Origin of the sequence: Shinella sp. JR1-6 (genome assembly GCF_004284735.1) — a bacterium.
GTDB lineage: Bacteria > Pseudomonadota > Alphaproteobacteria > Rhizobiales > Rhizobiaceae > Shinella.
On the sequence record NZ_SHMI01000013.1, the window covers coordinates 23,258 to 47,210 of the forward strand.

At 64.9% G+C, this 23,953-nt stretch carries 19 protein-coding genes; 15 read left to right on the forward strand and 4 right to left on the reverse strand.

Annotated features, from left to right (window positions below):
• The 4 genes from hisA (at window position 1) to coaA (ending at window position 2,944) form a co-directional block, all read left to right on the forward strand.
• Entirely contained in the window at window positions 1–735 is a 735-nt protein-coding gene (gene hisA / locus EXZ48_RS21055) for a 1-(5-phosphoribosyl)-5-[(5-phosphoribosylamino)methylideneamino]imidazole-4-carboxamide isomerase (RefSeq protein ID WP_130518044.1), read from the forward strand.
• Window positions 736–841: 106 nt separating this feature from the next.
• The gene (hisF, locus tag EXZ48_RS21060) at window positions 842–1,618 is read left to right on the forward strand and encodes an imidazole glycerol phosphate synthase subunit HisF (RefSeq protein WP_023513684.1); all 777 of its coding nucleotides are present in this window, start codon (window positions 842–844) and stop codon (window positions 1,616–1,618) included.
• Between the two features lie 10 nt (window positions 1,619–1,628).
• Window positions 1,629–1,949 carry a phosphoribosyl-ATP diphosphatase gene (locus EXZ48_RS21065; RefSeq protein ID WP_130518046.1) on the forward strand — a complete coding sequence of 107 codons (321 nt, stop codon included), beginning with the start codon at window positions 1,629–1,631 and terminating at the stop codon, window positions 1,947–1,949.
• Entirely contained in the window at window positions 1,949–2,944 is a 996-nt protein-coding gene (gene coaA / locus EXZ48_RS21070; RefSeq protein ID WP_024271288.1) for a type I pantothenate kinase, read from the forward strand. The genes EXZ48_RS21065 and coaA overlap by 1 nt, the downstream gene beginning before the upstream one ends.
• Before the next feature lie 5 nt (window positions 2,945–2,949).
• Here the strand turns inward: coaA and EXZ48_RS21075 are convergent, their stop codons facing one another.
• The 4 genes from EXZ48_RS21075 to EXZ48_RS21090 form a co-directional block, all read right to left on the reverse strand.
• Complete coding sequence (locus tag EXZ48_RS21075; protein WP_130518048.1) at window positions 2,950–3,567, reverse strand: alpha-ketoglutarate-dependent dioxygenase AlkB; 618 nt, start codon at window positions 3,565–3,567, stop codon at window positions 2,950–2,952.
• A gap of 24 nt (window positions 3,568–3,591) precedes the next feature.
• Complete coding sequence (gene lysM / locus EXZ48_RS21080; protein WP_130518050.1) at window positions 3,592–4,104, reverse strand: peptidoglycan-binding protein LysM; 513 nt, start codon at window positions 4,102–4,104, stop codon at window positions 3,592–3,594.
• 108 nt (window positions 4,105–4,212) lie between these two features.
• On the reverse strand, window positions 4,213–4,647 hold the full coding sequence (gene arfB, locus EXZ48_RS21085; RefSeq protein ID WP_050745390.1) for an alternative ribosome rescue aminoacyl-tRNA hydrolase ArfB: 435 nt from the start codon (window positions 4,645–4,647) through the stop codon (window positions 4,213–4,215).
• 127 nt (window positions 4,648–4,774) lie between these two features.
• The gene (locus EXZ48_RS21090; protein ID WP_130518052.1) at window positions 4,775–6,385 is read right to left on the reverse strand and encodes a phosphoenolpyruvate carboxykinase; all 1,611 of its coding nucleotides are present in this window, start codon (window positions 6,383–6,385) and stop codon (window positions 4,775–4,777) included.
• Window positions 6,386–6,697: 312 nt separating this feature from the next.
• Here EXZ48_RS21090 and EXZ48_RS21095 point away from each other — a divergent pair, with 312 nt between their 5' ends.
• The 11 genes from EXZ48_RS21095 (at window position 6,698) to addA (ending at window position 23,934) form a co-directional block, all read left to right on the forward strand.
• A complete protein-coding gene (locus EXZ48_RS21095) occupies window positions 6,698–7,429 on the forward strand; it encodes a response regulator transcription factor (RefSeq protein ID WP_023514723.1) in 732 nt (243 codons plus the stop codon).
• Between the two features lie 145 nt (window positions 7,430–7,574).
• Window positions 7,575–9,305, forward strand: a complete 1,731-nt coding sequence (locus EXZ48_RS21100; protein ID WP_245462248.1) for a sensor histidine kinase — start codon at window positions 7,575–7,577, stop codon at window positions 9,303–9,305.
• The gene (locus tag EXZ48_RS21105; protein WP_130518054.1) at window positions 9,302–9,757 is read left to right on the forward strand and encodes an HPr kinase/phosphorylase; all 456 of its coding nucleotides are present in this window, start codon (window positions 9,302–9,304) and stop codon (window positions 9,755–9,757) included. The genes EXZ48_RS21100 and EXZ48_RS21105 overlap by 4 nt, the downstream gene beginning before the upstream one ends.
• Window positions 9,758–9,907: 150 nt before the next feature.
• A complete protein-coding gene (locus EXZ48_RS21110) occupies window positions 9,908–10,309 on the forward strand; it encodes a PTS sugar transporter subunit IIA (RefSeq protein WP_023514720.1) in 402 nt (133 codons plus the stop codon).
• Window positions 10,310–10,324: 15 nt separating this feature from the next.
• On the forward strand, window positions 10,325–10,597 hold the full coding sequence (locus EXZ48_RS21115) for an HPr family phosphocarrier protein (protein ID WP_023514719.1): 273 nt from the start codon (window positions 10,325–10,327) through the stop codon (window positions 10,595–10,597).
• 156 nt (window positions 10,598–10,753) lie between these two features.
• Window positions 10,754–12,154, forward strand: a complete 1,401-nt coding sequence (gene ahcY, locus EXZ48_RS21120) for an adenosylhomocysteinase (protein ID WP_130518056.1) — start codon at window positions 10,754–10,756, stop codon at window positions 12,152–12,154.
• A gap of 290 nt (window positions 12,155–12,444) precedes the next feature.
• A complete protein-coding gene (locus EXZ48_RS21125) occupies window positions 12,445–14,898 on the forward strand; it encodes a PAS domain-containing sensor histidine kinase (protein ID WP_037408771.1) in 2,454 nt (817 codons plus the stop codon).
• Between the two features lie 6 nt (window positions 14,899–14,904).
• Window positions 14,905–16,401: a tRNA (adenosine(37)-N6)-threonylcarbamoyltransferase complex ATPase subunit type 1 TsaE gene (gene tsaE, locus EXZ48_RS21130; protein WP_130518058.1), complete on the forward strand. Its 1,497-nt coding sequence runs from the start codon at window positions 14,905–14,907 to the stop codon at window positions 16,399–16,401.
• A gap of 69 nt (window positions 16,402–16,470) precedes the next feature.
• A complete protein-coding gene (locus EXZ48_RS21135) occupies window positions 16,471–17,205 on the forward strand; it encodes a nucleotidyltransferase family protein (protein WP_130518060.1) in 735 nt (244 codons plus the stop codon).
• Window positions 17,202–20,384: a double-strand break repair protein AddB gene (gene addB, locus EXZ48_RS21140; RefSeq protein ID WP_130518062.1), complete on the forward strand. Its 3,183-nt coding sequence runs from the start codon at window positions 17,202–17,204 to the stop codon at window positions 20,382–20,384. The genes EXZ48_RS21135 and addB overlap by 4 nt, the downstream gene beginning before the upstream one ends.
• Window positions 20,377–23,934 (forward strand): double-strand break repair helicase AddA, encoded by a 3,558-nt coding sequence (gene addA, locus EXZ48_RS21145; protein ID WP_130518064.1) that lies wholly within the window; start codon window positions 20,377–20,379, stop codon window positions 23,932–23,934. The genes addB and addA overlap by 8 nt, the downstream gene beginning before the upstream one ends.
• Window positions 23,935–23,953 lie beyond the last annotated feature (19 nt).

The following is a 23,953-nucleotide window of genomic DNA, read 5'->3' on the forward strand; positions in this document are numbered from 1 at the left end:
ATGATCCTCTTTCCCGCCATCGACCTGAAAGACGGCCAGTGCGTTCGCCTCAAGCTCGGCGACATGGACCAGGCCACCGTCTACAATCCCGACCCGGCCGCCCAGGCGAAAGCCTTTGAGGACCAGGGTTTTGAATGGCTGCACGTCGTCGACCTCAACGGCGCCTTCGCCGGAGAGAGCGTCAACGGTGCTGCCGTCGATGCTATTCTCAAGGCGACGAAGAATCCGGTGCAGCTCGGCGGTGGCATCCGCACGCTGGATCATATCGAAAGCTGGCTGGCGCGCGGCCTCTCCCGCGTCATCCTCGGCACCGTCGCCGTGCGCGATCCCGCCCTCGTCATCGAGGCCTGCAAAAAGTTCCCCGGCAAGGTCGCCGTCGGCATCGACGCCAAGGGCGGCAAGGTCGCCGTCGAGGGCTGGGCGGAAGCCTCCGAACTCGGCGTGATCGAGCTTGCCAAAAAATTCGAAGGCGCCGGCGTTGCGGCGATCATCTACACGGACATCGACCGCGACGGCATTCTGGCCGGCATCAACTGGGCTTCGACGCTGGAACTCGCCGACGCCGTCTCCATTCCCGTCATCGCCTCCGGCGGCCTTGCCTCGATGGACGACATCCGCCGCCTCGTCGCGCCGGATGCCCGCAAGCTGGAGGGCGCGATTTCCGGCCGGGCGCTCTACGACGGGCGGATCGATCCCGCCGAGGCGCTGGCCATAATACGAGGAGAAGCCGCATGACCCTCAAGGCCCGCGTCATTCCCTGCCTCGACGTGAAGGACGGCCCGCGACGCCCGCAGCCGCATAGCGGCGAGGACGCGCAAAACAAGAAGAAGGAGGCCGTCCTTTGACCCTCAAAGCACGCGTCATTCCCTGCCTCGACGTGAAGGACGGCCGCGTCGTCAAGGGCGTCAGCTTCGTCAATCTGGTCGATGCCGGCGATCCCGTGGAATCGGCGAAAGCCTATGATGCGGCCGGTGCCGACGAACTCTGCTTCCTCGACATTACCGCTTCCTCGGACAACCGCGACACGATCTTCGACGTCGTGGCGCGCACCGCCGACCATTGTTTCATGCCGCTCACCGTCGGCGGCGGCGTGCGCGCGGTGGCGGATATCCGCAAGCTGCTGCTTGCCGGCGCCGACAAGGTCTCGATCAACTCGGCCGCCGTCGCCAATCCGGATTTCGTGGCGGAAGCGGCCGACAAATTCGGCAACCAGTGCATCGTCGTCTCGATCGATTCGAAGAAGGTTTCGCAGGACGGCGAGGAAGACCGCTGGGAAATCTTCACCCATGGCGGCCGCAAGCCGACCGGCATCGACGCCGTCGCCTTCGCCGAAAAGATGGTGGAACGCGGCGCGGGCGAGCTGCTGCTCACCTCCATGGACCGCGACGGCCAGAAGGGCGGCTATGACATCGCCCTGACCCGCACCATCGCCGACCGCGTCTCCGTGCCGGTCATCGCCTCGGGCGGCGTCGGCACGCTCGACCATCTCGTCGAGGGCGTGCGCGACGGCCATGCGACGGCGGTGCTGGCGGCCTCCATCTTCCACTTCGGCACCTATACGGTGGGCGAAGCGAAACGCTACATGGCCGAGCATGGCATTGCCATGCGGCTGGACTGAGGAGAGAGCGATGGGCGACTTTTCCCTTGCCGATCTCGAACGCATCGTCGACGCCCGCGCCAAGGCCGATCCGTCGGAATCCTGGACGGCCAAGCTCGTGGCCGCCGGGCAGCAAAAGGCGGCAAAGAAGCTCGGAGAAGAGGCGATCGAGACGGTTATCGCGGCGATTGAGGGCGAAAAGGCCGCTTTAACGAGCGAAACGGCCGATTTGCTCTATCATCTGATCGTCGTATTGAAAATCGGCGGCGTCGCGTTACAAGATGTCATGGAGGAGCTGGAGCGGCGGACGAACCAGTCCGGCCTCGTGGAGAAGGCCAGCCGGAAGAGTTGATGATCCAGGCAGTGCGCGACAAGGACCAGGCGGATATTCCGGACGATTTCGGCAACCGCGACTATTCTCCCTACCGCTTTTTTTCGGCAGACGAGTGGGCGCGCTTCCGGGCCGACACGCCGCTGACGCTGACCGCCGACGAGGTGCAGCGCCTGCGCTCGCTGAATGACCCGATCGACCTCGACGAGGTTCGACGCATCTACCTATCGCTGTCGCGCCTGCTTTCGGCCCATGTCGAATCCTCGCAGATCCTGTTCGAGCAGCGCAAACGCTTCCTCAGCCTCTCGGACGAGGCCAAGACCCCCTATGTCATCGGCATTGCCGGTTCGGTCGCCGTCGGCAAGTCGACCACCGCCCGCATCCTGATGGAGCTGCTGTCCCGCTGGCCTTCCAGCCCCAAGGTCGATCTCGTGACGACCGACGGTTTTCTCTATCCGAACGCGGTGCTCCAGCGCGAAAACCTGATGGAGCGCAAGGGTTTCCCGGAGAGTTACGACATCGGCGCGCTCTTGCGCTTTCTCTCGGCCATCAAGGCCGGCAAGAAGGACGTCAAGGCACCGACCTATTCGCACCTCACCTATGACGTGCTGCCCAATGCCTTCCGCACCATCGACCGGCCGGATATCCTGATCTTCGAGGGTATCAACGTGCTCCAGTCACGCAATCTGCCGGCCGACGGCAAGATCGTGCCGATGGTCTCGGATTTCTTCGATTTCTCGATCTATATCGACGCGGAGGAGACGCTGATCCACACCTGGTACGTGGATCGCTTCATGCGCCTTAGGGAAACCGCCTTCCGCAACCCCGATTCCTACTTCCACCGTTACGCGACGATCAGCGAGGACGAGGCACTGACGATCGCGGAAAATCTCTGGCGCAACATCAACCTGAAGAACCTGCACCAGAACATCCTGCCGACCCGCCCGCGCGCCGATCTCATCCTGCAGAAGGGCGAGAACCACCTCATCGAGACGGTGGCGCTGCGCAAGCTCTGAGCCGGCTATGGATTGACCCGGCGGAGCGTCAGATTGATGCGCCCGGCGTTCTTCAAAAGCGTCGACGTGCCGGGATAGATCCGGTCAACCCCGTGAAAGATCAACCGGCTTTCCCCGCCGAACACGAAAACGTCGCCGCTTGAGAGGCGGAACGACCGTGTCGGATCGCTGCGGGAAACACCGCCGACGCGGAACAGGCACTGGTCGCCAAGCGAAACGGACACGACAGGCGCTGCAAATTCAGTCTCGTCCCGATCCTGGTGCAGGCCCATCTTGGCATCCGGATCATAGAAATTGACGAGGCAGGCCTCCGGCGGCTTTCCGAAGCTGGATACCGCGTTCCACAGGGCGAGAAGAGCCTCGGGAATGGCCGGCCAGGGGCGGCCGGTCTCGGGATGGGTCGGCTGGTAACGATAGCCGCCGTCCCTGTCCGTCACCCAGCCGAGCGAGCCGCAATTGGTCATGCGCACGGACATCGGCTTGCCGGTCTTCGGCATGCGCGGCACGAAGAGCGGCGCCTCGGCCACGATCTGCCTGATAGCGGCGACCAGGGCCTCCTGGGCCGAGCGATCAAAATGGTCGGGGAAGTAGCGCAGCCCCGGGGCGAGGCCGCGCTCAGCCATGACAGATCTCGCGGTCCGTACGGTTCACGCTTCCGCCAGGTCCGGAATGCGCAACACCTGGCCGGGATAGATCTTGTCCGGGTGGGAGAGCATCGGGCGGTTGGCGTCGAAGATCAAGGTGTGCTTGGCGCCCTTGCCCTTGCCGTAATAAGCCTCTGCGATCTTCCAGAGATTGTCGCCCTTCTTGACCGTGTGAAGGGTCGGGTCATTGGCGGGCGCGGAGACTTTCAGGAGTTCCGTCAGGTCGATTTTTTCGAGTTTCAGGCCGGAATCAGCCGGTGCGACCTTGAGATCGGCGGCCTCGACCTTGGAAATCCCCAGCGTATTGCCCACGGCGATGACGGCCTTTTCGAAGGCCGTCTGGTCGGCCACGACACCCTTCAGCACACATTTGTCACCCTCCACAGAGACTTCGACATTCTGCGTGCCGAGATCGAAGGAATCGAGCTCCTTCTTGACCGCCTCGGCCTCCGGCGCTTCGTCGTCGCCTATGCCGAGCTTCTTGCCGGCGTTCTCGATAAAGCTGAAGAGACCCATGGCTACCTCCCTGGTCTTTTTTGCCTGGTTTTCCGAACTTAAGCAGAGCCCTTCCGCAAAGGAAAGCTCTCGTTTCACTCTCACTGTTAAACGGCCAAGTTGCGGCAATCATTCACCGCCGGGCTTGGCCCGCATGCGCTTGACGTCCGATCGGCCCGATTTTTCCTTGAGCCGGCGTTCGACCGAACCTTTCGTCGGCTTCGTCTTCTTGCGCACCGGCGGCGGCGGTTCGGCCGCCTTGAGGATCAGCTCCTTCAGCCGCTCGCGCGCATCCTCGCGATTGCGTTCCTGGCTGCGAAAGCGGTTCGCCTCGATCAGCAGCACGCCGTCCTTGGAGACCTTGCGGCCGGCGAGCCGTTCCGCATTGGCCTTCACCCGGTCGTTCAGCGAGGGCGAGTTGCGCAGGTCGAAGAAGAGCTGCACAGCCGTCGAGACCTTGTTGACGTTCTGCCCGCCCGGGCCGCCGGCCAGCACGAACTGCTCGGTCAGTTCCCAGCCGGCAATCGTGATCGAACTCTTGATGTAGAGGGGCGCGCTTGCCATGGAAATTCCTTTCCCGGCCGTTTTAACCGGCACCGGGCGAAACGGGAAGCTGCCGCCGGAAAGGAAAATACCGACGAAAAACCCGGCCGCAGGGGCCGGGTTTCACGTGAATCATTGCCAAAAAGCCTTATTCGGCGGCAACTTTCAGGCCCGGCGCGGCATCGCGCACGCCGCCATCGACATGGTCCTCGAACTTTTCGAAGTTCGCGATGAACATGTCGACGAGCTTCTGGGCCTGCTTGTCATAGGCAGCGCCATTGGCCCAGGTCGAACGCGGGTCGAGAATCTTCGTGTCCACACCCGGCACCGAAACGGGCACCTGGAAGCCGAAATTGTCGTCGCGGCGGAACAGCGCGTCCTTCAGAGAGCCGTCGAGCGCGCTGGCGAGCAGGGTGCGCGTCGCCTTGATCGGCATGCGACGGCCTTCGCCGTAGGCGCCGCCCGTCCAGCCGGTGTTGACCAGCCAGCAATCGACGCCGTGCTCGGCGATGAGCTCCTTCAGGAGATTGCCGTAGACCGTCGGGTGGCGCGGCATGAAGGGGGCACCGAAGCAGGTCGAGAAGGTGGCTTCCGGCTCGGTCACGCCACGCTCGGTGCCGGCGACCTTGGCGGTGTAGCCGGAGAGGAAGTGGTACATGGCCTGATCCGGCGTCAGCTTGGCGATCGGCGGCATGACGCCGAAGGCATCGGCCGTCAGCATGATGATCGTCTTCGGATGCGGTGCGCGACCGGTCTTGCTGGCATTCGGGATGAAATCCAGCGGATAGGCGCAGCGGGTGTTCTCCGTCAGCGAGCCGTCGTTGAAATCAGGCACGCCGGTCGCGTCGAGCACGACGTTCTCGAGGACGGAACCGAAACGCTGCGTCGTCGCGTAGATTTCCGGCTCGGCTTCGGCCGAAAGGCGGATCGCCTTGGCGTAGCAGCCGCCTTCGAAGTTGAAGATGCCGTTTTCGCCCCAGCCATGCTCGTCATCGCCGATCAGCGTACGGGTCGGGTCGGCCGACAGCGTCGTCTTGCCGGTACCCGACAGGCCGAAGAACACGGCAGCGTCACCATCCGGGCCGACATTGGCCGAGCAGTGCATCGGCATGACCTTTTCCGACGGCAGCAGCCAGTTCAGAACGGTGAAGACCGACTTCTTCATCTCGCCGGCGTAGAAGGTGCCGGCAATGAGCACGATGCCGCGGGTCAGGTCACAGGCGATCATGGTTTCCGTGCGGGCGCCGTGGCGCTCGACATCAGCCTTGAAGGTCGGCAGGTCGATGATCGTCAGCTTCGGGGCAAAGGCCGCAAGGTCCTTCTCTTCCGGGCGGATGAGCAGGTTGCGGATGAACAGCGAGTGCCAGGCGAGTTCCGTGACGACGCGGGTCGGCAGGGCGTAGTCGGCATCGGCACCGCCGACGAGATCCTGCACAAAAAGGTCGCGATCGGCGGCATGGGCCAGCATGTCGGCGTGCAGCACGTCGAAATGCTCGCGCGAGACGGCCTTGTTGTTGTCCCACCAGATGGCGCCTTCGGTGTTTTCGTCGCGCACGACGAACTTGTCCTTGGGCGAACGGCCGGTGTGCTGGCCGGTGAGGGCGCGAAGGGCGCCATGGGCGGTCTTGACCGCTTCGCCACGACCGAGGGCCTCTTCATAGAGAGCCTCAGCAGCAAAGTTGTACCGGACCGTGCCGTTGGTGTGGATACCCATCGCGGTGAGCCCCTGAGCGGGGTTGCGAACGCCAAGTTCCTGCATGGTCCAGTTTTCCTCCAAGGCGACAAGACTGGTGTGAATTTTGCCGGAACCTAATGCGCAGCTGTCACAAAGACAAGAGGAAAATAGAAATTAGGCAATGATATCAATTAATTAATCGATTTAAAGAATTATGTTACTTTTTTAATCGTTTGAATAATCGATTTAAAAATGACTTGGCCGACACCCCCGAAACGTCTCCCTTTATCTTCGCCACAATTTGTTCCACCTTTACCCCCAGGAAGGCGCATCAGATCCAGGACAGGAAACGATCCGAGGTCGGGAAAGGCGCCGATGAATATGGAGACTAGCAGGATGCAGACGATCGCACTCGTTGACGACGACCGGAATATTCTGACATCCGTGTCGATCGCTCTGGAGGCAGAAGGCTACAAGGTCGAGACCTATACGGACGGCGCCTCGGCACTCGACGGCCTTCTTGCCCGACCGCCGCATCTGGCGATTTTCGACATCAAGATGCCGCGCATGGACGGCATGGAGCTCTTGCGCCGGCTGCGCCAGAAATCCGACATCCCCGTCATCTTCCTCACCTCGAAGGACGAGGAGATCGACGAGCTGTTCGGGCTGAAGATGGGCGCGGACGATTTCATCACCAAGCCGTTCTCGCAGCGCCTCCTGGTGGAGCGCGTCAAGGCGATCCTGCGCCGGGCGTCGAGCCGCGAGGCCGCAGCCTCCGCGGGTGCTGCCGGCAGCGCGGCAAAGGCCGGCGAGATTGCGGCCCGCTCGCTGGAGCGCGGCCAGCTCGTCATGGACCAGGAGCGCCACACCTGCACCTGGAAGGGCGAGCCTGTCACGCTCACCGTCACCGAGTTCCTCATCCTCCACTCGCTGGCGCAGCGCCCGGGCGTCGTCAAAAGCCGCGATTCGCTGATGGATGCGGCCTATGACGAGCAGGTCTATGTCGACGACCGCACCATCGACAGCCACATCAAGCGCCTTCGCAAGAAGTTCAAGATGGTCGATACCGACTTCGACATGATCGAAACGCTCTATGGCGTCGGTTATCGTTTCCGCGAGATGGCCTGAGACGCGATTTCGCTTGCATGGACCGCGGCGGCGATGGCATGCCGCGGTCAGCGGCGTTGCGCCGCATGAAGGATAGACCCGCTTGTTGCAGACAGCGCCGGAAAAGGATGGGGAAGACGTCGAGGGCCGCCCAGCGCCGCGCTCCCTGCGCCGCCGCTGGACCCATCCCTTCACGCTGGCCCGCCGCATCTTCGGCAATGCCGTCTTTTCGAGCCTGACGCGCCGTATCCTGTTCTTCAACCTCGTCGCGCTCGTCGTGCTCGTCGCCGGCATCCTCTATCTCAACCAGTTCCGCGAGGGCCTGATCGACGCGCGCGTCGAGAGCCTCCTGACCCAGGGCGAAATCATCGCCGGGGCGATCTCCGCTTCCGCTTCCGTCGATACCAACTCGATCACCATCGACCCGGAAAAGCTGCTGGAGCTGCAGGCCGGCCAGAGCATCACACCGCTGCCGAACGACGAGGACCTCGAATTCCCGATCAATCCGGAGCGCGTAGCGCCGGTCCTCCGGCGGCTGATCTCGCCGACACGCACCCGTGCGCGCATCTACGACACGGACGCCAACCTGCTGCTCGATTCGCGGCATCTCTATACGCAGGGCCAGGTGCTGCGCTTCGATCTGCCGCCGGTGGAACCGGAAAGCACCAGCCTCATCGAGCGCATGAACGTCTGGTTCAATCGCATCCTGCAGCCGAGCAACCTGCCGCAATACAAGGAAGCGCCCGGCGGTGACGGCTCGATCTATCCGGAAGTGATGAATGCGCTGACCGGCGTGCGCGGCGCGGTTGTGCGCGTCAACGACAAGGGCGAGCTGATCGTCTCGGTCGCCGTGCCCGTGCAGCGGTTTCGCGCGGTGCTCGGCGTGCTGCTGCTCTCGACCCAGGCAGGGGACATCGACAAGATCGTGCATGCCGAGCGTCTCGCCATCATGCGTGTTGCGGGCGTTGCCGGCCTCGTCAACATCGCGCTGTCGCTGCTGCTTTCCAGCACCATCGCCAACCCGCTGCGCCGGCTTTCGGCGGCGGCGATCCGCGTGCGGCGCGGCGCCAAGGAGCGCGAGGAGATCCCCGATTTCTCGGCACGCCAGGACGAGATCGGAAACCTTTCGATTGCGCTTCGCCAGATGACGAACGCGCTCTACGACCGCATCGACGCGATCGAGAGCTTTGCCGCCGATGTCAGCCACGAGCTGAAGAACCCGCTGACCTCGCTGCGCAGCGCCGTCGAGACGCTGCCGCTGGCGCGCACGGATGAATCGAAAAAGCGGCTGCTCGACATCATCCAGCATGACGTTCGCCGTCTCGACCGCCTGATCAGCGATATCTCCGATGCCTCCCGCCTCGATGCCGAGCTTGCCCGCAGCGATGCCCGCACTGTCGATCTCGAGAAACTGCTCGGCGACCTCATCGACATCTCGCGGCAGGTCAACACGCGCAAGAAGCCGGTGACCCTCGATTTCGTGGTGGACCGCAAGGACAATCCGAAGGCGAAGTTCGAGATATCCGGCTACGAGCTGCGCATCGGCCAGATCGTCACGAACCTCATCGAGAACGCCCGCTCCTTCGTGCCGGATCCCGGCGGGCGTATCGTCGTGCGCCTGTCGCGCGGGCGGAACGACCGCTGCATCATCCAGATTGAGGACAACGGCCCCGGCATCCAGGCGGAAAACATCGACCGCATCTTCGAGCGCTTCTACACAGACCGCCCGGCCACCGAGGATTTCGGCCAGAATTCCGGCCTCGGCCTCTCCATCTCGCGGCAGATCGCCGAAGCCCATGGCGGCACGCTGAAGGCCGACAACGTCGTCGACAAGGCGACCGGCGAACTGGCGGGCGCACGCTTCACACTGTCGTTGCCGACCGGGACGCAAAAATGACCACCCCCGCCAACGTGCACGGGACGGCGATCGTGATCGGCACACGCGGCTTTCTGTTCATCGGCCCCTCCGGCACGGGCAAGAGTGCGGTCGCGCTCCACTGCATCGGCGAGGCCCGCGCCCGCGGCCTCTTCGCCGCCCTTGTCAGCGACGACCAGGTTTTCGTTTCCGAAACGAACGGCCGGCTCATCGCCCGTGCGCCAGAAAGCATTGCGGGTCTGGCGGAGGTCCGCGGGGCCGGCATCGTCGCGGTAAAGACGATAGAGGCGGCCGTTCTCATCCGGGCGATACGCCCGATGGAGCCGCCATTTACCGAGCGCCTGCCGCCGGAAGGGGAAACCGTCACGGTTCTGCCGTCGCTCCTCCTGCCCCTCACACGGCTACCGCTCTTCCCTAGCGTGAGTGCTTTTTCGACCTTGATCGCAATTCACCCGGAAATCCTGGAGAGTTGACCGCAAAAGCCCCGAGAAAACACGAAATCGGGCATTTTGGACTTGCACTTGGTCTTTTCATTGACATGATGGCCACCCCAACGGTGGACGGAATTGTTGCGTTGCGGTATTCCGCCGTCCGTTTGAGTTGGGAAACTGGAGCGACTGCTGATGATCGGACTGGTGCTTGTCACCCATGGCAAGCTGGCGGAAGAATTCCGGCACGCCCTTGAGCATGTCGTTGGTCCGCAAAAGGCAATCGAGACCGTCTGCATCGGCCCCGAGGACGACATGGACCAGCGTCGCCAGGATATCCTGGAGGCGGTGATGCTTGCCGACCAGGGCAATGGGGTCATCATCCTCACTGACATGTTCGGCGGCACGCCGTCCAACCTCGCCATTTCCGTGATGAACGGCAACGGAATCGAGGTGATTGCCGGCGTCAACCTTCCCATGCTGATCAAGCTCGCCGGCATTCGCGGTGAGAACAATATGGAGAAGGCGCTGATCGACGCCTCCGAGGCCGGCCGCAAATATATCAACGTGGCAAGCCGCGTGCTCAGTGGCAAATAGGGTTTTCCGCCGTCCATGACCGTCTCGAAAGAGCTTCTCATCATCAACAAGCGCGGTCTCCATGCCCGCGCCTCAGCGAAATTCGTCCAGACAGTCGATGGCTACGACGCCGAAGTCACCGTCTCCAAGGACGGAATGACGGTGGGCGGCACATCGATCATGGGCCTGATGATGCTAGCCGCCAGCCCCGGCTGTTCCGTGTTGGTGACGGCGGTCGGCGTCCAGGCACGCGAGGTGCTCGACGCCCTCGACGCGCTGGTGGCCGATCGTTTCGGCGAAGAAATGTAAACCAAGCGCCGACATAAGGATATAAAGACTTCTTTATATCCTGTTGCTCCAGCCGGCATTTCCTGATAGGAAGCGCCATCACGAATAGTATCTGTTCGTTCCACGCACGGGCGCAGGCAATTTCGTTGCTGCACGTGCCAAAAGGCTGGAGACCCCATGACCACCACGAAGGACTACCACGTCGCCGACATCGCGCTTGCCGATTTCGGCCGCAAGGAAATTCAGATCGCCGAGACCGAAATGCCAGGCCTGATGGCGTGCCGCGAAGAGTTCGGCACTGCCAAGCCGCTCAAGGGCGCGCGCATCACCGGCTCGCTGCACATGACCATCCAGACCGCCGTACTCATCGAGACGCTGGTCGCGCTCGGCGCCGATGTCCGCTGGGCCTCGTGCAACATCTTCTCCACGCAGGACCACGCCGCTGCCGCGATCGCCGCCGCCGGCATCCCGGTCTATGCCGTGAAGGGTGAAACCCTCACCGAATACTGGGAATACACCGACAAGATCTTCCAGTGGGCCGATGGCGGTCTTTCCAACATGATCCTCGACGATGGCGGCGACGCCACCATGTACATCCTGCTCGGCGCCCGCGCCGAAGCCGGCGAGAACATTCTGGTCAACCCGGGCTCGGAAGAAGAAGAGATCCTCTTCGCACAGATCAAGAAGCGCCTCGCCGCTTCCCCGGGCTGGTTCACCAAGCAGCGCGACGCCATCCAGGGCGTGACGGAAGAGACCACCACCGGCGTCAACCGTCTCTACCAGCTCCAGCAGAAGGGCCTGCTGCCCTTCCCGGCGATCAACGTCAACGATAGTGTCACCAAGTCGAAGTTCGACAACAAGTACGGCTGCAAGGAATCGCTGGTCGACGGCATCCGCCGCGGCACCGACGTGATGATGGCCGGCAAGGTTGCCGTCGTCTGCGGCTATGGCGACGTCGGCAAGGGTTCGGCTGCATCGCTGAAGGGCGCCGGCGCCCGCGTCAAGGTGACGGAGATCGACCCGATCTGCGCCCTCCAGGCCGCCATGGACGGTTTTGAAGTCGTGCAGCTCGAAGACGTCGTCTCCACCGCCGACATCTTCATCACAACCACCGGCAACAAGGACGTCATCCGCGTCGACCATATGCGCGAGATGAAGGACATGGCGATCGTCGGCAATATCGGCCACTTCGACAACGAGATCCAGGTCGCGTCGCTCCGCAATTTCAAGTGGACGAACATCAAGCCGCAGGTCGACATGATCGAGTTCCCGAAGGGCAACCGCATGATCCTGCTGTCCGAGGGACGCCTGCTCAACCTCGGCAACGCCACCGGCCACCCGTCCTTCGTGATGTCCGCCTCGTTCTCCAACCAGGTTCTCGCCCAGATCGAGCTCTTCACCAAGGGCGACGCCTACCAGAACGAAGTCTACGTTCTGCCCAAGCAGCTCGACGAGAAGGTCGCGCGCCTGCACCTCGCCAAGCTCGGTGCGCGCCTGACGGAGCTCTCCGAAGAACAGGCCGGCTATATCGGCGTGACGACCCAGGGTCCGTTCAAGGCCGAGCACTACAGGTACTGATCCTTACCCAGGTTATCCACAACATCTAGGGGCTGCGCGCTTGACAAGGCGCGCAGCTTCTTTTTTGGGCGCATCCCTTCCCGACGATTCTGGAAACAAGTATCTTTTAAAGCATTGATTCGGCGTGCAGATGCGGACCCTTCGCGCCGGATTGGGATGTCTTGTCGATCAGGCGGCAAACGGACGGAGACAGACCGGGGATGATGGCGGACACAAAACGAGGCCGTTCCGGGCAGGCTTTTGCCATGCCGGGGCGGGACAGGGCGCATTCCTATGCGCAGAATAAATTTATGGTTAATGAATGGTTTACGGGCAGCAAGCGCCGTCTCGTATCGGCACTGTCGGCCGGCTCGGCGCTGACGGCGCTTGCCGGCCCGGCGCATGCCGCCGGCCCCTATCTCGCCACCACGGAGATCGTCACCGTTTCCATGCTGCTCGGCGTGATGTCGGCAGCGATGGTTTCGGCGATCTGGATGATCCGCCAGCGTGGCCGCATGGAAGCGGAAAGCCGCGAACTGAAGGCGCATCTTTCCGATGCGCGCCACAATGTTTCCCGTCTCCAGGCACTGATCGGCGACAAGGACCGGCGCATCGTCGTCTGGGACGGCCTTTCGGATAAACCAGAATTCCTGGGCCAGCTTCCGGCAGAGACCGGAGCGCCGCTGGCCGACCGCGACTTCCTCGCCTTCGGCCGCTGGCTGAAGCCGACCTCCGCCGCCGAAATCGAGCGCGCCGTCGAAAAGCTGCGCTCGCAGGCGCAGAGTTTCGACCTGATCCTCGAAACGAGCCGCGAGGAAGTGCTGGAAGCGCAGGGACGCGTTTCCGGCGGCCAGGCCTTCGTGCGCTTCGTCGCGCTGAACAACCTGCGCGCGGAAGCTGCCGAACTGAGGCTGGAGCGCGACCGGCTGGTCCAGGCGCTCACCACGCTGCAGGGCCTGCTCGACCAGATCGACCTGCCCGTCTGGCAGCGCGCGGCCGACGGCTCGCTCGCGTGGGTGAACGAGGCCTATGCCGAAGCCGTCGAGGCCAAGGATGCCGCCGGCGCCGTGGCCGAGGGGCGCGAGCTGCTGCCGACCATCGCGCGCGAAAAGATCCGCGCCGCCAGCACCTATGATGCGCCGTTCCGCGACAAGGTCTCGACTGTCGTACACGGCAACCGCAGCTTCTTCGACGTCGTCGATGCACGCAGCCCGACAGGTTCGGCCGGCATCGCCGTCAATGTCTCCGACATCGAGGCGGTGCGCGAGGAGCTGGTGCGCACGCTGAAGAGCCACGCCGAGACGCTCGATCATCTCGCGACCCCCGTCGCCATCTTCGACGGCGAGCAGCGCCTGCAATTCTACAACCAGGCCTTCCAGCGTATGTGGGAGATCGACACGGCCTTCCTCGAGGGCAAACCCGGCAATGGCGAACTGCTCGACCGCCTGCGCGCCAACGGAAAGCTGCCGGAACAGCTCAACTGGAAACAGTGGAAGGACACCGCGCTTTCCGTCTACCGCGCCATCGACACCCAGACCGACCTCTGGCACCTGCCGAACGGCCAGACGCTGCGTGTCTTCGCCACTGCGCGGCCGCAGGGTGGCGCGACCTGGGTGTTCGAGAACCTGACCGAAAAGGTCGATCTCGAGACGCGCTACAATACGCTTGTACAGGTGCAGGACGAGACGATCGACCATCTGGCCGAAGGCGTCGCCGTGTTCAGCCCGGACGGACGCATCCGCCTCTCCAACCCAGCCTTCCGTGCGCTCTGGGGTATCAGCGAGGCCGAGGCGAAATCCGGCACCCATATCCGCGCCATCGAACAGGCCTGCGCGCCGTCCTATGACAAGCCGGACGGCTGGAAGCGTTTTGCCCATATCATCACCAGCTTCGATGACGAGCGGCCCTCCTGCCAGGGCGTGCTGGAGCTGCGCACCGGCCTGGTGCTCGACTTCGCCGTCATCCCGCTTTCCAACGCCCAGACGATGCTGACCTTCGTCAACATCACCGACAGCGTGCGCGTCAGCCGGGCCCTCACGGAAAAGAACGAGGCCCTGCGCAAGGCCGATGCGCTGAAGAACGATTTCGTCCAGCACGTTTCCTACGAGCTGCGCTCGCCGCTGACCAACATCATCGGTTTTGCCGATCTCCTGAAGACGCCGACCATGGGCGAGCTCAACGACCGGCAGGCCGAATATGTCGATCACATCGCGACATCCTCGGCGGTGCTGCTCACCATCGTCAACGATATCCTCGACCTTGCCACCGTCGATGCCGGTATCATGGAGCTCGACTATAGCGAGATCAACCTGACGGACCTGCTCGACGACGTCTCCATGCAGTTTGCCGACCGGCTGTACGAAGCGCAGGTGACACTGGAAATCACCGCGCCCGACAATCTCGGCACCATCGTCGCCGACCAGCAGCGCCTCAAGCAGATCCTCATCAAGCTTTTGAGCAATGCCGCCAATTTCGCACCGGAAGGCAGCTCGATCAGCCTCAAATGCTGGCGCGAGAGCGCCGACCTCGTCTTCACCGTTTCCGACCGCGGGCCCGGCATTCCGCAGGACGTGCTGAAGACGGTGTTCGATCGCTTCGAAAGCCATGGCCGGCGCGGCGGTGCAGGCCTGGGCCTCTCGATCGTCGAAAGCTTCGTCAGCCTGCACCACGGCACCGTCACGATCGACAGCCATGAAGGCCGCGGCACCGATGTCACCTGCCGCATTCCGTCTGCGACGATGACGTCCTTCGCTGCGGCGGAATAGGCCCGGATGGCGCTCGACCTCTTCCTTCCCGACGAAGCAGCGACCATCCGCTTCGGCGAGGACATGGCGCTCGGCCTGAAGCGCGGCGACTATGTCGCGCTGTCGGGCGATCTTGGCGCCGGCAAGTCGACCTTTTCCCGCGCACTGATCCGGGCGATCGCCAACGACGCCTATCTTGAAGTGCCGAGCCCGACCTTCACGCTGGTCCAGAGCTACGAGCTGCGCATCCCCGTCGCCCATTTCGACCTTTACCGCATCGCCGATGCTGCCGAGATCGACGAACTCGGCTTCGACGAGGCGCTGTCTGACTGCATCTGCCTCGTCGAATGGCCGGAAAAGGGGTCTGGCACGCTGCCGGCAGACGGCATCACGCTTACTTTCCTGCATGAGGGTGAGGGACGGCGCGTCACCGTCGACGCCCCGGCACCGGCCTTGGCACGCATCCGCCGCTCCCTGGCGATCCGCGCCTTCCTCGATGAAGCCGGCTACCGAAATGCCACGCGCCGCCACCTGACGGGCGATGCCTCGGTGCGCGCCTATGAGCATGTCCATGTCGATGGCGCACGTTTCGTGCTGATGGATTCGCCGCGCCACACGCCCGGACCCATCCTTGCGCATGGAAAATATTACCAGCAGATCGCCCATATCGCCGAGGATGTGAAACCCTTCATCGCGATCGGCCAGTATCTCGTCGCGCGCGACCTGCGCGCGCCGGCGATCCACGAAATGGATATCGATGAGGGCATTCTGCTGATCGAGGATCTCGGCAGCGAAGGCGTTCTCGACGAAAACGGCATGCCGATCGCCGAGCGCTACCGCGAGAGTGCCGCCTGCCTTGCGCGTCTGCATGGCGAGCCCGCGCAGCGGGATCTTCCCGTTGCCGGAGACATCGTGCACCGCGTACCGGATTTCGACCGCGACGCCATGCAGATCGAGGTGAGCCTGCTCACCGACTGGTACCTGCCCTTCAAGCGCGGCACGCCGGCAAGCCAGGACGAGCGCCGCAGCTATATCGCCCTTTGGGACGGGCTGATCGACAGCCTTGCCGCCGCCGAGCACAATCTTCTGCTGCGCGACTTCCACTCCCCGAACATCATCTGGCGGCCGGAGGCAACCGGCACCGACCGGGTCGGCATCATCGACTTCCAGGACGCGATGATCGGCCCCTCGGCCTACGACGTCGCCTCGCTGGTGCAGGATGCGCGTGTCGACATGCCGGAGGACGTGGCGGAAAGCGTTCTCGACCACTACCTTTCGCTGCGGGCTGCGGATCCCGGCTTCGACCGGGACCGGTTCCTGCGCGACTGGCACGTCATGGCGGCGCAGCGCAACTGCAAGCTCGTCGGCCTCTGGGTGCGGCTGATGCAGCGCGACGGCAAGCCCGTCTACATGAACCATATGCCGCGCACCTTCCGCAATCTGGAACGGGCGCTCGCCCATCCCGATCTCGCCCCCTTGCGCGACTGGTGCGAAAAGGCTGGAATCCTCGCGACCGAATCATGAGGATCTCTTTTGCGTCCCTTTTGCGCAGACTAGCATGGCACTCTTGCTGAAATGGCCCTGGAAACCCCGATGAAGATCGAAGACGCCATGGTGCTGGCCGCCGGCCTCGGCACCCGCTTGCGCCCCATCACCGACACGATGCCCAAGCCGCTGGTGCCGGTCGCCGGCAAGGCGATGATCGACTACGGGCTCGATGCGCTGGCCGCAGCGGGCGTCAAGCGCGCCGTCGTCAACGTGCACCATTTCGCCGACCAGATGATCGCCCATCTCGCCGGTCGCACGGCTCCCGAAATCATCCTCTCCGACGAGACCGATCAACTGATGAATTCCGGCGGCGGCCTCGCCAAGGGCCTGAAGCTGCTGAACCGCGACCCCGTCTTTGTCATGAATGCCGACCTCTTCTGGATCGGCGAGAAGCTCGGCGAGCCGAGCAATCTCGAACGGCTGGCCGAGGCCTTCGACCCCGAGCGCATGGACATGCTGCTGCTCTGCGTGAAGCTGGAGGACACGACCGGCCACAACGGCAAGAAGGATTTCTCAATGGACGCCGACGGGCGGCTGGCGCGCTACCGGGAGGGCGACGGAACGCCCTTCGTCTATGCCGGCGCCATCGCCATGATGCCGGCCCTCTTCGACGACGCGCCCGGGGACGCCTTCAACCTCAACATCTATTTCGACCGGGCAATCGAGACGGGCCGCCTCTACGGCCTCGTGATGGACGGCCACTGGATCACCGTCGGCACGCCGGATGCGATCGGCGCGGCGGAAGCCGTCATCGGCGCGGCGCGCGAGGCGGCGGCGTGACGCGGGCACGCGGACGCATCTACTCCATCCCGGCGAGCCTGCCTTTCTTGAGGACGACTGCCCAAAGCCTTGTCGACGGCCGGCTCGTGCCCGGCTTCACCTATGACCCCACCGATCCGCTGGCGCTGGCCGACGTCACGATCTACGTGCCGACCCGCCGCTCCGCCCGCGTGCTGCGCTCGGAATTCGTCGATCTCTTCGGCGGACGCTCGGCCATCCTGCCGGTCATCCGCGCGCTCGGCGAGACCGACGACGACAGCGGCTTCTTCGACGAGGCCGCGCCGGCACTGCTCGACATGGCCGAGCCGCTGTCCGGCCCGACGCGTCTTCTCGAACTCGCCCGCCTCGTGCTCGCCTGGCGCAACCAGCTGCCTGCAGCGGTCACCTCCGTTCATGCGGAAAGTCCGCTCGTTGCGCCCGCGAGCCCCGCCGATGCCGTGTGGCTCGCCCGCAACCTCGCCGAGATCATCGACGCGATGGAGACGGAAGAGCTCGACTGGCTGGCGCTCGACAATCTCGACGTCTCCAACCATGCGCTCTGGTGGCAGCTCACCGCCGAATTCCTGAAAATCGCCAGCGAATTCTGGCCGGCACGGCTGACGGAGCTCAACCGCTCCTCCCCGTCGCTGCGGCGCAATGCGACACTGCATGCCGAGACCGAGCGCTACCGCACCACGCCGCCCGCCGGCCCCGTCGTCATCGCCGGTTCCACCGGCTCCATTCCCGCAACCGCCGGCCTGATCGCGGCCGTGGCGGACCTGCCGAACGGCGTGGTGATCCTGCCGGGGCTCGATCGCTTCATGTCGGATGCCGAATGGCTGCTCGTCGGCCACCATGCGGGCAGCGACGGCGCCCTGAAACCCGATGCCACCGCCCGCAGCCATCCGCAATACGGCCTCCACCGCCTGCTCGCCCGCATGGGCTGCACACGTGCGGATGTCGACTTGCTCGGCACACCACCCGAAGCGCTGGAATACCGCTCGCAGGTCCTCTCCAGCGCCTTCCTGCCGACCCAGGCAACATCCGGCTGGGGCGAGGTTCGCGGCATGCTCGATGCGGGCCGCCTGGCCGGGGCCTTCGAGGCCGTGTCGCTCGTCGAGGCGGCCAACGAGCGAGAGGAGGCGGTGGCGATCGCGATTGCGCTGCGGCTGGCGCTGGAGGATGGCGAGGACACCCAGGCGGCACTGATCACGCCCGACCGCAAGCTCGGCCGGCGCGTGGCGGCGGAGCTTGCCCGCTTCGGTATCGAGGCGGACGATTCGGCCGGCACACCGTTGCTTTCCACACCGCAGGGCACGCTCCTGCGTCTCCTCAACGAGGCAGCACTGCGGCCGGGCGACCCGGTGCCACTCGTCGCGCTGCTGAAACACCCCCTCGCCCGCTTCGGCCTGCCCGCAGCGGACCTGGCCGTCGCCGTAGCGGCGCTGGAACTGACAGCGCTGCGCGGCGGCACGGCCGAGATCGACATCTCCACGCTCGAACCGCTGCTAGAGGCCGCGCTTGCCCGTCAGGCACTGGATCGCCACCCGCCGGAGTGGCGCACGGCGCTTTCCGAGGCTGCCATCCCCCTTGCCCGCGATCTCGCACGCCGTATCGCCGAAGCGGTCGAGCCGCTTGCCGGCGCGCTCGTGCAGGAAAGCCGCACGGGGCGACGCTTCTCCTCGAAGCTTCCGGTCTCCGACTGGTCGGAACGGACCGGCCGGGTGCTCGAAGCGGCGGCGGTGGACGAACAGGGCAACCTTGCCGCCCTCTGGTCCGGCGAGGCTGGCGACAGCCTGGCGAACCTCCTCAAGAGCGTGATCGAGACGGACGGGCAGATCGAGGCCGATGGGCCGCAATGGTGCGACATCATCGAGGCGCTGGCGGCCAGCGAGAGCGTCAAGCCGCGCTCCATGCGCCATCCGCGCGTCTTCATCTTCGGCGCGCTCGAATCGCGCCTGCAGAGCGTCGATACGGTGGTGATCGGTGGGCTCAACGAGGGCACCTGGCCGGGGCAGGCGGCGAACGACGCCTTCCTGTCGCGCGTCATGAAGGTGGAGATCGGCCTGGAGCCGCCGGAACGGCGCATCGGACAGCTCGGCCACGACCTGCAGATGGCCGCAGCCGCGCCGAAACTGGTACTGACGCGGGCGCTGCGCAACGGCACCGCACCAACCGTCGCCTCGCGCTGGCTGCAACGGCTCATCGCCGTCGGCGGCCCCACCCTTGCCGCAGACCTCAGGGCGCGCGGAAAAAGTCTCATCGACTGGGCGAACGAGATTGATCGCAGCCCGTCCGTACCGACCGCCCGGCGCCCGGCGCCGCATCCGCCGGCCGAGCTGCAGCCGAAGAAATACTCGTTCAGCGAAGTGGGGCGCCTCCGGCGCGACCCCTATGCGATCTATGCCCGCCATATCCTGCGCCTCGACCCGGTCGCTCCCTTCAATCTCGATCCGGGGCCGGCCGAGCGCGGCTCGCTTTACCATCGTATCGTCGATCGTTTCGTGCGCGAGGAAGCGAGCGGCGAGCCCTTCGCCCTCATCGGCCGCATCCTTGCGGAAGAATTCGACGCTGTCGCCCTGCCCCCGCATATCGATGCCGTCTGGCGGCCGCGCTTTGCCGCCGTCGCCCGCGCATTCGTCCACTGGCACCTCGAGCGGGCAGGCGGCGTGCGCGAGAGCCTGACGGAGGTGCCGGCCTCGCTCAATCTTTCGGTCGGCGGCATCCGCCTGACCGGCATTGCCGACCGCATCGACATTCTGCCGGATGGCGGCGCGGATCTCCTCGACTACAAGACCGGCAGCACGCCGTCGCTGAAGGTGGCGCGGGCGCTGCTCGATCCGCAGCTCGCGCTGGAAGCGGCGGCGATCCGGCGCGGCGCCTTCCGCGGACCGGGGCTTCGCGAGCCGGCGAACCTTCTCTATGTGCGCCTCAAACCCGGCGAACGGTTCAAGGCCGAGCAGGTGAACAACGAGCACGCCAAATCGGCGAACGCCACACCGAAATCCGCGGTCGAGCTTGCCGAGGAAGCGTTGACGGAGCTGGAAAAGCTTCTGACGGGCCTCATCGAAGGCCGCTATGGTTTTGCCTCCCGGCTCATTCCCGAACAGGAACGGGACTATGGCGGGGAATACGACCATCTGGCGCGCGTCGCCGAATGGTCCTCGGCGGAAAGCAACGGGGAGAGCGAGGATGCTTGAGGACGATCGGCCCGCCTCCGCCGAGCCCGCCGCCTGGCTGAGCTGGACCACGCAGAAACAGGCGACGGCCTCCGATCCCGCCCGCTCGGCCTGGGTTTCGGCCAATGCCGGCTCGGGCAAGACCCATGTGCTGACGCAGCGCGTGATCCGCCTGCTTCTCGCCGGTTGCCGGCCCTCCGCCATCCTCTGCCTCACCTATACCAAGGCTGCGGCTTCCGAAATGTCGAACCGCGTCTTCGAGCGGCTGGCCGAATGGGCAACGCTCTCCGACGAAGCCCTGTCGGCGCGCGTGGCGGCGATCGAGGGCAGAGAGCCGGACCTGTTCAAGCTTGCCGAGGCGCGCCGCCTCTTCGCGCGTGCGCTCGAAACGCCGGGCGGGCTGAAGATCCAGACGATCCACGCCTTCTGCGAGGCACTGCTGCACCAGTTTCCGCTGGAAGCCAATGTCGCCGGCCACTTCTCCGTGCTCGACGACCGGGCCGCGGCCGTGCTGCTGGCCGATGCCCGCCGGACACTGCTGACCGCGACGACGAACGAGGACGACAGCACACTGGCGGCCGCCTTCGCCACCGTGCTCGACATTGCCGACGACACCGGGCTGGAGCGGCTGATCGCCGATATCGTGGCGAGCCGCGGACAGATCCGTGAGTTCCTGGACAGCGCCGCGAAGGCGGGCGGCATGGATGCCGTGCTGCGCCGGGAAACCGGGCTCGACCCGCACGAGACGGCAGACGACATCCTCGCCGCATTCTGGCCGCTCGACGGTTTGCAAGGCGCGGTTCTCGAATCCTATCTCGCAGCGGCGGAGAGCCTCGGCAGCGAGACGGTGAAGACCTCCGCCGCGGGCCTGCGCGGCGTAGCCCGGCTCACCGATGCCGAGGCGCAGCGCGCGGCACTGCATGATCTCTTCTTCACCGGCACCGGCTCACCCCGCAGCCTCGACCGATCGTTCCTGTCGAAGAAGGTTCGCGACAGCGCCCCCCATTTCGAAACCGCGCTTCTGGCTGCCCAGGCCCATGTGGTCGCCTGCGACGACCGGTTGCGACGGTTCCGCATGTACGAGGCGACGCGCGCGGCGCTCGTCATCGCCGAGCGGCTGATCGGCGACTACGAAGACCTGAAACGGGCGCGCAGCCTGCTCGACTTCGACGACCTGATCGACCGCACCGCACGGCTGCTCACGCGCGAGCGGGTGAGCGCCTGGGTGCACTACAAGCTCGACCAGGGCATCGACCATATCCTCGTCGACGAGGCGCAGGACACCAGCCCGCGGCAATGGCAGATCGTCAAATCCCTGACGGACGATTTCTTTGCCGGCGACACGGCGCGAGGCCGCGACCGCACGATCTTTGCGGTCGGCGACGAGAAGCAGTCGATCTACTCCTTCCAAGGCGCCCGGCCGGAGCGGTTTGCCGAGGAAGGCCGCGAAGTTCTTCGTCGGACGCAGGCGGCGGAAACCGCCTTCAGCCCGATCCGGCTGCTGCTCTCCTTCCGCTCGACACGCGAAGTGCTCTCGGCGGTCGACCAGGTCTTTCTCGACCCCGCCAATGCGCGCGGCCTGACGCCTGACGGCAGCGAGATCGTGCATGCCTCCAACCGCGGGCGCGAACCGGGCGCGGTCGATATCTGGGAGGTGATCGCCGCCCCGCCGGGTCTTGACGAGGAGGACTGGACAGCGCCCTTCGACGCGGTGGCCGAGGAGGCGCCGATCAACGTGCTGGCCCGGCGCATCGCCGATACGCTCGCGGCCTGGATCGGCCGGGAGACGGTGACGGAAAAGGGTAAGACGCGGCCCATGGCGGCCGGCGACGTCATCGTGCTGGTGCGCAAGCGCGATGCCTTCGTCAATGCGCTGACGCGCACCCTGAAGCAGCGCCACAATCTCCCTGTCGCCGGCGCCGACCGGCTGGTGCTGACGAAGCACATCGCGGTGCAGGACCTGATGGCGCTCGGCCGCTTCGCCGTTCTGCCGGAGGACGACCTTTCGCTGGCAGCGCTCCTGAAGAGCCCGCTGTTCAATCTCGACGAAGAGGCGCTGTTTGCGCTGGCGGCGCGGCGCGGCGAACGGCAGGGCCTCTGGGCGCGCCTGACGGAGGCTGCGGAAGAAGACGCTGTGCTGGCCGGCATCGTGCGGCGCCTCAGGGACGTGCTGCGCGATGCGCAGGGCCAGGCCGTACACGATTTCTATGCGCGTATTCTCGGTGCCGGCGGCGGGCGGCGGGCCTTTCTCGCCCGGCTCGGGACGGAAGCCGGCGAAATCATCGACGAGTTCCTGACATTCGCGCTGGAGCAGGAGGAGAACGGCCTGCCGGGCCTGCAGGCGTTCGTCTCCACGCTGGAGCTCGAAGCCCCGACCGTCAAGCGCGAGCAGGACAAGGCGCGCGGCGAGATCCGCATCATGACGGTGCATGCCGCCAAGGGCCTGGAGGCGCCGGTGGTCTTCCTCGTCGACGGCGGCGCAAAACCCTTCAGCCCCAGCCACATGCCGCACCTGCGTTTTCTCTCGGCACCCGGCCTTGCCGGCGGCCTGCCGGCCTGGCTGCCGCTCAAGGATCTCGGCAACGCGCTGACGGTGGCCGATGCGGAGCGCATCAAGGACAGCGCGGAAGAGGAATACCGCCGCCTGCTCTACGTGGCGATGACCCGCGCGGCGGATCGCCTCGTCGTCTGCGGCTATCGCGGCCGGCTGGAGAACAAGGACACCTGGCATCAGATGATCACGGCGGCGCTTTCTGCCGATGGTGCGCGGTGCGTTGAAAAGACCTTTTCGACGGCAGGCGAGAGCTGGCCGGGATTTTCCTGGCGCGAGGCCGGGGCGGCGACCCTGGAGGCGGCCACCACGGCTCCCGTCGAGGACAAGGTGAAGGTTACGCTTCCTGAAGCATTGGGTCGTCCCCTGCCACCGCAGAAATCATTGCCGCGACCGCTCAGCCCCTCGGGTGCGGCAGCAGTGATCGAGACGGATGCGGCGGACCTCCTGGTGCCCTCGGCGCTCTTCGGTCGGAAGGGTAGCGTTCCGGGCGCCGGCATTGCGATGGAGCGAGGGCGCATCCTGCACCGTTTCCTCCAGGTCCTGCCCGCCTTCGCTGACGCGGAACGGCCCGCAGCAGCGCGGCGCTATCTCGAACGGGCGGCCGCCCACTGGCCGGAAAGCGCGCGGACCTCGCTGGTCGAAGCGGCGCTCGCGGTGATCGGCGACGAAGACCTCGCCGCGATCTTTTCACCGGCCGCCCGCGCAGAGGTATCGATCATGGGCACGCTGACGCTCGGCAGCCGGGACTATGCGGTCTCCGGCCGCATCGACCGCATGGCGATCACCGACGCGGCTGTCGAGATCGTCGATTTCAAGACGAACCGTGTGCCACCGGCCTCGCATGCCGACATTCCCTTCGAGCACCGGGCGCAGCTTGCGATCTACCGCGCGATCCTTATGCCACTCTATCCGGCGCGGGAAATCCGCTGCGGGCTGATCTATACGGAGGCGGCGAAAACCTATTGGCTGGACGCCGGCCTGATGGAGGCAAGCCTTGCCGAACTCGCCTCGAAGTGAGATACCGGACGGGACGACC